We start from the raw sequence: 9,717 nt of genomic DNA on the forward strand, positions 1-9,717 counted from the left end.
GGCGAAGGTGTGGGAGGCATGGGAGGCCGGCGAGCACTCGGGAGCGTGGGTGCGGACGACCGCGCGCGGATACGCGTACCAGCAGTGCCGGCGACTGGAGGCCGGACTGGGGCGGGCGCGGTCCTGTGGGTGGGCGGGCAACGGCGGCCACGATCAGCACGACGGCCCGGAGGCGACCGTGCTTCGTGACGAGCGGATTGTGTCGCTGCTCGCCGGCCTGCCCGATCGGCAGCGCGACGTGATGGCGCTGGTGTTCGAGGAGCGAAGCAACAAAGAGGTCGCGGACGACCTCGGCATCCCCGAGCCGACGGTACGGTCGAACGTGCGCCACGCCAGGAAACGGATCTACGAGGATGAGTTTCGGGACGGTTCGCGGGACGGCGAGGAGCATGGGGGTGCCGGCGATGAGCCGTGACGAGGTGGCTTTCACACGTTGGCTCGACGAGGCGGACAACGCCTTCACGAAGTCGGTTGGTGATTCGGTAGACGTCGACCGCGCCCTGGTCAAGGTGCGCTGGAGGGCGCTGACCCGGACAATGGACGAGCCGAAGCGGGACCATCGGGTCACCGGGGAGGACCTCTCGGAGGTCGTCGCCGCCGCGCAGCAGGGGGAGCAGCACGCGGTGGAGCGGTTGTTGTCCCTGATCGGCCCGTTGATGGTCAGGTACTGCCGGGCGAAGGTGGGCAGGCAGGTACGGGGATTCACCTCGGCCGACGACGTGGCGCAGGAAGTGTGTATCGCGGTGTTCCGCGCACTGCCGTCCTATCGCGAGCAGGGCGATTCCTTCCTTGCCTTCGTCTACGGCATCGCACGGCACAAGGTGGCTGACGCACACCGGGCGGCGGCGCGTGATCTGTCGTTTCCTACGGCCGATGCGCCGGACGGTCTCGATTCGGCGCCGGGGCCGGAACGGGCGGCGTTGCGCGGGGAACTGACTGGCAGGCTCGCGCGGTTGCTCGGTGTCCTGCCCGAACGGCAGCGGGAGATCCTCCTGCTCCGGGTCGTAGTGGGACTGTCCGCAGAGGAGACAGCGGCCGCTGTCGATTCCACACCGGGCGCCGTTCGAGTGGCGCAGCATCGCGCGCTGGCAAAACTGCGCACAATGATCACCGATGAGCACGAAAACTGATTTCCCGGCAAGGCTGTGCCGATTCGTGTCGAATCCTCTTCGTCAAGATGGAACGCGAAATCGGAATACTGGAATAGTTACGTGTACAGAAAAAGAAAACATAAGGCCGAAAGTACGTTCGAAATCTGACTACGACTGGCTTCGCGGTTCGATTTGGTGCCTTGTTCGCGCGGCGACGGCGTGTTCGAGTCCGGTCGGCGGATGAGCCACTGGTTACCGAGGGGTGCTGGTTCGTGCCCGACGGTGCGAGCCGGTAAGTGAACACACAGCGAACTTGACTACCCTGTCCGGATCAGACACGCGGGTTAAGAAACGATCACAACATCGACCCAGGGCTACACTCCGTTGCTGTCACTGCTCTGAACGAGTGAAGAGTGTGGTTTATCGGCAATCAGGTGAAAGTCCGCGCTGACCGCCCGCCCGCCGGACGCCGTTGTAGCGCTACGACCACCCGGTATGGCCCTGTACGCAGCATGTTCACGTCGTGCCCGAAGGTGCGGATCCCGCCCGGCGAACTTGCACAACGGGTGAAATCGGAGATCACGCCTTCGACGCATTGATTAAGTGCGCTCCGGTTCAATACATTGTGTGCAGGCAGTTCGCGGCGGTCAGTGCCGATTTGCCGCGAGGACAGCCTGGGCCGGACGGCAACGTCTATTATGGACTCCACTGTTGGAAGTGGGCGCCGTCGTGCGAACCGTATCGACCGGTCCGAGGCGCGAGACAAGTCGCGCCACCTGCATTCTTTCGTCAAGAGCGGCGTGCTGCGCGCCAGTTGTTGTGTATCCGGCCGAATCTGGAGGGAAACGCACATGAACAAATCGACTCCTGGGGTGACGGATTCGAGACCGGTCAGCGGTTCCGCCGCCGGAGATCTCCGCACCGACGCGGTCATCGAAGCCCATCCCGCCCAGGCCTTCGGCGACGACCCGCTGCTCGTCCGGGATACCGACCACTACACCGACGAGTACGTGACCGGGTTCGTGGAGAAGTGGGACGAGCTCATCGACTGGAAGAAGCGGTACGAGAGCGAGGGCAGGTTCTTCGTGGACCTGCTCAAGTCCCATGGCGTGCAGTCGGTCCTGGACGTGGCGACGGGAACGGGTTTCCATTCCGTACGGTTGCTCGAGGAGGGCTTCGACACGGTCAGCGTCGACGGCAGCCCGGAGATGCTGGTCAAGGCGTTCGAGAACGGCAAGAACTACGGCGGTCACATCCTGCGGGTGGTGCACGCCGACTGGCGCTGGCTCAATCGTGACGTGCACGGTGAGTTCGACGCCGTCATCTGTCTGGGCAACTCCTTCACCCACCTGTTCTCCGAACGGGATCGGCGCAAGGCGCTGGCCGAGTTCTACGCCGTGCTGAAGCACGACGGGATCCTGATCCTGGACCAGCGCAACTACGACGCCATCCTGGACTCCGGGTTCAGCAGCAAGCACACGTACTACTACTGCGGGGAAGAGGTCAAGGCCGAACCCGAGTACGTCGACGAGGGCCTGGCGAGGTTCCGCTACAGCTTCCCGGACAAGTCCCAGTACCACCTGAACATGTACCCGCTTCGCAAGGACTACGTCCGCCGGCTGGTGCGCGAGGTCGGATTTCAGCGGGTCGAGACCTACGGCGACTTCCAGGACTCCTTCTCCGCGGAGGAACCTGACTTCCTCATTCACCTCGCGGAGAAGAGCTACGTGGAGGCCAAGGACGAACGGCTCACGTACTCGACCACGGTGAACACCGCACGGGACTACTACAACTCGCAGGACGCGGACAGCTTCTACTTCTCGATCTGGGGTGGTGAGGACATCCACGTCGGTCTGTACGACCACGCCGAAGAGGACATCGCCACCGCCAGCAGGCGAACGGTCGAACGGATGGCGGGAAAACTCGCACTGGGACCCGAGACCCGCGTGCTCGACATCGGTTCGGGATACGGCGGAGCTGCCAGGCATCTGGCGAAGGTGTATGGCTGCCGGGTGTCCTGCCTGAACCTGAGTGAGGTGGAGAACGAGCGCAACCGGGCGTTGACCGCCGAGCAGGGCCTCACCGACCTGATCGAGGTGGTCGACGGTTCCTTCGAGGACCTGCCCTTCGAGGACAACCACTTCGATGTCGTGTGGTCGCAGGACGCCATGCTGCACAGCGGGGATCGCATCCGCGTGCTGCAGGAGGTCAGCAGGGTGCTCAAGCCGAAGGGGGAGTTCGTCTTCACCGATCCGATGGCATCGGACACCTGTGACAAGACCGCGCTTCGACCCATTCTCGATCGGCTGCATCTTGAATCGATGGGTTCGCCGGAGTTCTACCGAAGGGAACTGAACCGGCTCGGCATGCGGTCGATCGAGTTCGACGACCACACCGAGCAGCTGGCCACCCATTACGGGCGAGTGCTCACCGAGACCGAGCGCAGGGAGGCGGAGATCTCACAGCGCGTCAGTTCGGACTACCTGGCTCCGATGAAGGTGGGTCTGAGGCACTGGATCGACGGTGGCAAGGCGGGCGATCTGGCCTGGGGCATCTTTCACATCCGTGCCTGACGCAGCTCCGAATCATCAACACAATCCGAAGGCTCGAGACCTCCGACACTGAAAGGTGACCTCAGTGAGTACCGGCAACCGCAGACTGTTCACCAGCGAGTCCGTGACCGAAGGCCATCCGGACAAGATGTGTGACGCCATCAGCGACACCATCCTGGACGCGATGCTCGCGCTCGACCCGCGCAGCAGGGTCGCGGTGGAGTCCATGATCACCACCGGCCAGGTGCACGTGGCGGGCGAGGTCACCACTGACGCCTACGTCGATGTGCCGACACTGGTGCGGGAGAAGATCCTGGAGATCGGCTACGACTCGTCGAGCAAGGGCTTCGACGGCAACTCCTGTGGCGTGAACGTCGCGATCGGCTCACAGTCCCCGGATATCGCACAGGGTGTGGACACCGCGTACGAGACGCGGCTGGAGGAGGCGCTGGACGACCTGGACAAGCAGGGTGCCGGTGACCAGGGGCTGATGTTCGGCTACGCCTGCACCGACACACCTGAACTGATGCCGTTGCCGATCGCGCTCTCGCACCGGCTGGCTCGCAGGCTCACCGAGGTCCGCAAGAGCGGGGAGGTGCCGTACCTGCGCCCGGACGGCAAGACCCAGGTCACCATCGAGTACGCGGGCGACCGGCCCGTGCGTCTGGACACCGTGGTGATCTCCTCGCAGCACGCCGAGGGCATCGACCTGGACAAGATGCTCGCGGTGGACCTCACCGAGCAGGTGATCAAGCCGGAAATCGAGAAGCTCGGGCTGCAGTCGGAAGACCCCAGGGTACTGCTCAACCCGACCGGCCGATTCGTGCTCGGCGGGCCGATGGGAGACGCGGGTCTCACCGGCCGCAAGATCATCGTCGACACGTACGGCGGAATGGCCCGGCACGGTGGCGGTGCCTTCTCCGGTAAGGACCCGTCCAAGGTGGACCGTTCTGCCGCGTACGCCACTCGCTGGGTGGCGAAGAACGTGGTCGCCGCCGACCTCGCCGAACGGGTCGAGATCCAGGTCGCCTACGCCATTGGCAAGGCCGCGCCGGTGGGGCTCTTCGTTGAGACCTTCGGGACCGAGAAGGTCGCGCCGGAGAAGATCCGCGCCGCGATCGACGAGGTGTTCGACCTGCGGCCCGCGGCGATCATCGCCGACCTCGACCTGCTACACCCGATCTACGCCCAAACGGCCTCCTACGGGCACTTCGGCAGGGTCGATCTCGACCTGCCGTGGGAGCGCACCGACCGGGCCGCCGCACTGAAGGATGCCGCGACCTCGTAGGCGAGTGCCATCACTGTCCGATGAGTACGGACGAACAGGCCGAATTTGCGTAGAACAGAAGGAGAGTGCGCGATGCGTATCGCGGTGACCGGCTCGATCGCGACGGATCATCTGATGGTCTTTCCCGGCAAGTTCTCGGAACAACTCGTCGAGGGCCAGCTGGACAAGGTTTCGCTGTCGTTCCTGGTCGACCAGCTCGACATCCGCAGGGGAGGCGTCGCGGCCAACATCGCGTTCGGACTCGGTGCCCTCGGCATGTCGCCGATCCTGGTCGGAGCGGTCGGCGATGACTTCGACGACTACCGGTCCTGGCTGGATCGCCATGGTGTGGACACAAAGTCGGTCCATGTCTCCGGTACGCGGCATACCGCCAGGTTCCTGTGCACGACGGATGATGCGCAGAACCAGATCGCGTCGTTCTACGCCGGGGCGATGACCGAGGCACGCGACATCGAACTGCAGGCCGTGGCCGACCGCACCGGTGGGCTTGACCTGGTCGTGGTCGCGCCGAACGACCCGGACGCGATGGTGCGGCACACCGAGGAGTGCCGCCAGCGTGGATTCGCCTTCGCCGCCGACCCCTCGCAACAGCTCGCCAGGATGGGCGGTGCGGACGTCCGCCTGCTCGTCGACGGCGCCGCGTACCTGTTCACCAACGAGTACGAGACGTCGCTGCTGTTGCGCAGCACGGGGTGGACCGAGGACGAGGTGATGGACCGCGTCGGCTGCTGGGTCAAGACCCACGGTGCGGACGGCGTCCGAATCTCCGCGAAAGGCCGGGAGACGATCGAGGTGCCAGCTGTCCCGGTGCGATCGGAGGTCGACCCGACCGGTATCGGGGACGCGTTCCGGGCCGGATTCCTGTGGGGCCTGCACTGGAAGCTCAGCCCGGAGAGGGCGGCGCAGGCCGGGTGCACGCTGGCCGCGATCGTGCTCGAGACGGTGGGAACCCAGGAGTACCAGCTGGACCGTGCCGACTTCTCCGACCGGGTCGCGCGCGCCTACGGGAACGATGCGGCGGCCGAGATCGAGTCCAAGCTACGGGTGTGAGTATGAATAGTTCCTTTCTGGACGAACTCGGAAAAAGGGTGCTCGTCGCCGACGGCGCGATGGGGACGATGCTGCAGTCGTTCCCGCTCTCGCTCGACGACTTCGCCGGCTTGGAGGGATGCAACGAAATCCTCAACGTCACGCGCCCAGACGTCGTGCGTGGCGTGCACCGGGGGTATCTCGACGCGGGAGCCGACGCGATCGAGACCAACACGTTCGGCACCAACTTCGCGAACCTCGCCGAGTACGACATCGAGGATCGGATCTTCGAGCTGGCCGAGGCGGGTACCAGGCTGGCGAGGGAGACAGCGGACGAGTACGCGGAGCAGGGACGCCCCCGATTCGTGCTGGGTGCCGTCGGACCCGGCACGAAACTGCCGACCCTCGGTCACGTCGCCTTCGAGAAGCTGCGCGATGCCTATCAGGAGAACGTGCGTGGCCTGCTGGTCGGCGGTGCGGACGCGGTGCTGGTGGAGACCTGTCAGGACATCCTGCAGACCAAGGCCGCGGTACTGGCGGCCAAGCGGGCCATGGCGGCCGAAGGCAGGCAGATCCCGATCATCGCGCAGGTGACCGTCGAGACCACGGGCACCATGCTGCTCGGTACCGAGATCGGTGCCGCGCTCACCGCGCTCGAGCCGCTGGGCATCGATCTCATCGGTATGAACTGCGCGACCGGGCCCGCCGAGATGAGCGAGCACCTGCGCACACTCTCCCAGCGGGCACGCATCCCGCTGTCGGTGATGCCCAACGCCGGCCTGCCCCAGCTCGGCGCGGATGGTGCGGAATACCCGTTGCAGCCGGAAGAGCTGGCCGAAGCGCTGAGTGATTTCGTCACCAGGTACGGCGCACGGCTGGTGGGTGGCTGCTGTGGCACCACGGGCGAACACATTCGCCAGGTCCACGCGGCCGTGCGGGACCTGCCTGCCGCGCCCCGGGCCCCTGAGCCACAGCCCGGGGTGTCCTCGCTCTACCAACCCGTGCCGTTCGCCCAGGACGCGAGCGTGCTGATGATCGGGGAGCGCACCAACGCCAACGGCTCGAAGGCGTTCCGGGAGGCGATGCTCGAGGGGCGTTACGACGACTGTGTCGAGATCGCGAAGGCGCAGACCCGCGACGGGGCACATCTGCTCGATCTGTGCGTCGACTACGTGGGTCGCGACGGCGCGGCGGACATGGCGGAACTCGCGACTCGTCTTGCCACGGCGTCCACGCTGCCGATCATGCTGGATTCCACCGATCCGGAGGTCATCAGGGCCGGTTTGGAACGGCTCGGTGGCCGGTGCGCGGTGAACTCGGTGAACTACGAGGACGGTGCCGGACCCGGGTCACGCTTCGAGCAGGTGATGGAGCTGGCACAGGAGTACGGCTCGGCCGTGGTCGCACTGTGCATCGACGAGGAGGGCCAGGCCCGCACCGCGGACTGGAAGGTGCGCATCGCGACCAGACTGATCGAGGACCTGGTCACGAACTGGGGGATGCGGGTGTGCGACATCATCGTCGACACCCTGACGTTCCCGATCTCCACCGGCCAGGAGGAGGTCCGCAAGGACGCCGTCGAGACCATCGAGGCCATCCGGCGGCTCAAGGAGCTCTATCCCGAGGTCCAGACGACGCTTGGTTTGTCCAATGTGTCCTTCGGGCTCAATCCCGCCGCTCGGCAGGTGTTGAACTCGGTGTTCCTGCACGAGACCGTGCGGGCCGGTCTGGACACCGCGATCGTGCACGCCTCGAAGATCCTGCCCATGGCACAGATTCCCGACGAACAAAGGGAAGTCGCACTGGACCTCGTCTACGACCGCCGGCGCGAAGGTTATGACCCGCTGCAGAAGCTGATGAGTCTGTTCGAGGGCAAGACGGCGGCGTCGAGCCGGGAGTCCCGCGCGGAGGAGCTCGCGCGACTTCCGTTGTTCGAGCGGCTGGAGCAGCGGATCGTGGACGGGGAGCGCAACGGTCTGGAAGCGGATCTGGACGCGGCGATGGCCGAGCGGCCGCCGCTGCAGATCATCAACGAGACGTTGCTGGCCGGGATGAAGACGGTCGGTGAGCTGTTCGGGTCGGGGCAGATGCAGTTGCCGTTCGTGCTGCAGTCGGCCGAGGTGATGAAGACCGCTGTCGCACACCTGGAACCGCATATGGACAAGGACGACTCCGGTGGCAAGGGCCGGATCGTGCTGGCGACGGTCAAGGGCGATGTGCACGACATCGGCAAGAACCTGGTGGACATCATCCTGTCCAACAACGGCTACGAAGTCGTCAACATCGGCATCAAACAGCCGATCACCGCGATCCTCGGCGCCGCCGAGGAGAACAAGGCCGATGCGATCGGCATGTCCGGCCTGCTGGTGAAGTCGACGGTGATCATGAAGGAGAACCTCGAGGAGATGAACTCCAGAGGTCTTGCCGAACGCTGGCCGGTGCTGCTCGGTGGGGCGGCACTCACCAGGTCCTTCGTGGAGAACGACCTCTCGGAGATGTACGAGGGCGAGGTCCGCTACGCGAAAGACGCCTTCGAGGGACTGCGGTTGATGGACTCGATCATGGGCGCCAAACGCGGCGAGGTGCAGCCCGTGGATGCCGAGGCCGAGGAGAAGCGGGCCGAGCGTAAGGCTCGCAGGGAACGTTCACTGCGCATCGCGGAGTCCCGTAAGGCGAAACAGGCCGAGGCGGAACCAGAGCCGGTGCCCGCCAGGTCCGATGTGGCCACCGACGTTCCGGTACCCACCCCGCCGTTCTGGGACACCAGGGTGGTCAAGGGAGTGCCGGTCGCGGAGTACTCGGCCTTGCTCGACGAGCGGGCCACATTCCTCGGTCAGTGGGGACTGAAGGGAACCAGAGGTGCCGACGGGCCATCCTATGAGGAGTTGGTTGAAACCGAGGGCAGGCCGCGGCTGCGGTACTGGATGGACGAGCTGACCACCAAGGGCATCCTCCAGCATGCGGCTGTGGTCTATGGCTACTTCCCCTGCGTAGCCGAAGGTGACGACCTTGTCGTGCTCGACGCACCCGCACCGGACGCGGGGGAGCGGTGTCGCTTCACCTTTCCCCGCCAGCCACGTGATCGCAGGCTCTGTCTCGCCGACTTCTACCGGCCAAGGGAACGGGCCGAAGCCGAGGGCACGGTCGATGTCGTGCCGTTCCAACTGGTCACCATGGGCGACCCGATCGCGGATTTCGCCAACGAGTTGTTCGAGAAGAACGCCTACCGGGACTACCTCGAGGTGCACGGCCTCGGCGTGCAGCTGACCGAGGCGCTGGCCGAGTACTGGCACCGGCGGGTGCGCTCGGAGCTGCGCTGGAGTTCCGGTGGGACCGTGTCCGAGGAGGACCCCGACGAGATCACGGAGTTCTTCAAGCTCGGATACCGGGGAGCTAGGTTCTCGCTCGGCTACGGGGCATGCCCCGACCTGGAGGACAGGGCCAAGATCGTCGACCTGCTACAGCCGGAGCGTATCGGCGTCAAGCTCTCGGAGGAGTTCCAGCTGCATCCGGAACAGTCGACCGACGCCATCGTCACGCACCACCCGCAAGCCAAGTACTTCAACACGTGAAAGGGATCCAATTCATGACCACGGTTCAGCCCGAAACCGACCTGACCACTGTCGACGCACTGCATCAGACCCGTAATGGGGTGGAGTTCGCGGTGGCGGATCTGGGTGCGGCGGAGTTCGGCCGTAAGGAGATCCGGCTTGCTGAGCATGAGATGCCGGGGTTGATGGCGTTGCGGCGGGAGTAT

General features: G+C 65.1%; 7 protein-coding genes. All 7 read left to right on the forward strand.

Going from position 1 to position 9,717, the window contains the following annotated elements; translation table 11 throughout:
* Nucleotides 1-415 (forward strand): sigma-70 family RNA polymerase sigma factor (locus D0C15_RS33145; protein ID WP_162830379.1); only part of this gene is annotated, 415 nt, incomplete at its 5' end.
* Nucleotides 416-536: 121 nt separating this feature from the next.
* A complete protein-coding gene (gene shbA / locus D0C15_RS33150) occupies nucleotides 537-1,130 on the forward strand; it encodes an RNA polymerase sigma factor ShbA (RefSeq protein WP_116052000.1) in 594 nt (197 codons plus the stop codon).
* An 812-nt stretch (nucleotides 1,131-1,942) separates the two neighbouring features.
* On the forward strand, nucleotides 1,943-3,664 hold the full coding sequence (locus tag D0C15_RS33155; RefSeq protein ID WP_116051996.1) for a glycine/sarcosine N-methyltransferase: 1,722 nt from the start codon (nucleotides 1,943-1,945) through the stop codon (nucleotides 3,662-3,664).
* A 64-nt stretch (nucleotides 3,665-3,728) separates the two neighbouring features.
* Nucleotides 3,729-4,931, forward strand: coding sequence for a methionine adenosyltransferase (gene metK, locus D0C15_RS33160; RefSeq protein ID WP_116051997.1), 1,203 nt, complete (start codon nucleotides 3,729-3,731; stop codon nucleotides 4,929-4,931).
* Between the two features lie 72 nt (nucleotides 4,932-5,003).
* Entirely contained in the window at nucleotides 5,004-5,981 is a 978-nt protein-coding gene (locus D0C15_RS33165) for a carbohydrate kinase family protein (protein ID WP_116051998.1), read from the forward strand.
* Between the two features lie 2 nt (nucleotides 5,982-5,983).
* Nucleotides 5,984-9,532 (forward strand): methionine synthase, encoded by a 3,549-nt coding sequence (gene metH / locus D0C15_RS33170; protein ID WP_116051999.1) that lies wholly within the window; start codon nucleotides 5,984-5,986, stop codon nucleotides 9,530-9,532.
* Nucleotides 9,533-9,546: 14 nt separating this feature from the next.
* A partial coding sequence (locus tag D0C15_RS33175; protein ID WP_162830380.1) for an adenosylhomocysteinase occupies nucleotides 9,547-9,717 on the forward strand: 171 nt, incomplete at its 3' end.

The sequence above is a fragment of the Amycolatopsis palatopharyngis genome (assembly GCF_003385185.1).
Lineage (GTDB): Bacteria > Actinomycetota > Actinomycetes > Mycobacteriales > Pseudonocardiaceae > Amycolatopsis > Amycolatopsis palatopharyngis.

Excerpts from the sequence above, each read along its gene's own strand:
- shbA (WP_116052000.1), top strand. The coding sequence starts at position 537 with ATGGACGAGCCGAAGCGGGACCATCGGGTCACCGGGGAGGACCTCTCG.
- D0C15_RS33155 (WP_116051996.1), top strand. The coding sequence starts at position 1,943 with ATGAACAAATCGACTCCTGGGGTGACGGATTCGAGACCGGTCAGCGGT.
- D0C15_RS33165 (WP_116051998.1), top strand. The coding sequence starts at position 5,004 with ATGCGTATCGCGGTGACCGGCTCGATCGCGACGGATCATCTGATGGTC.
- metH (WP_116051999.1), top strand. The coding sequence starts at position 5,984 with ATGAATAGTTCCTTTCTGGACGAACTCGGAAAAAGGGTGCTCGTCGCC.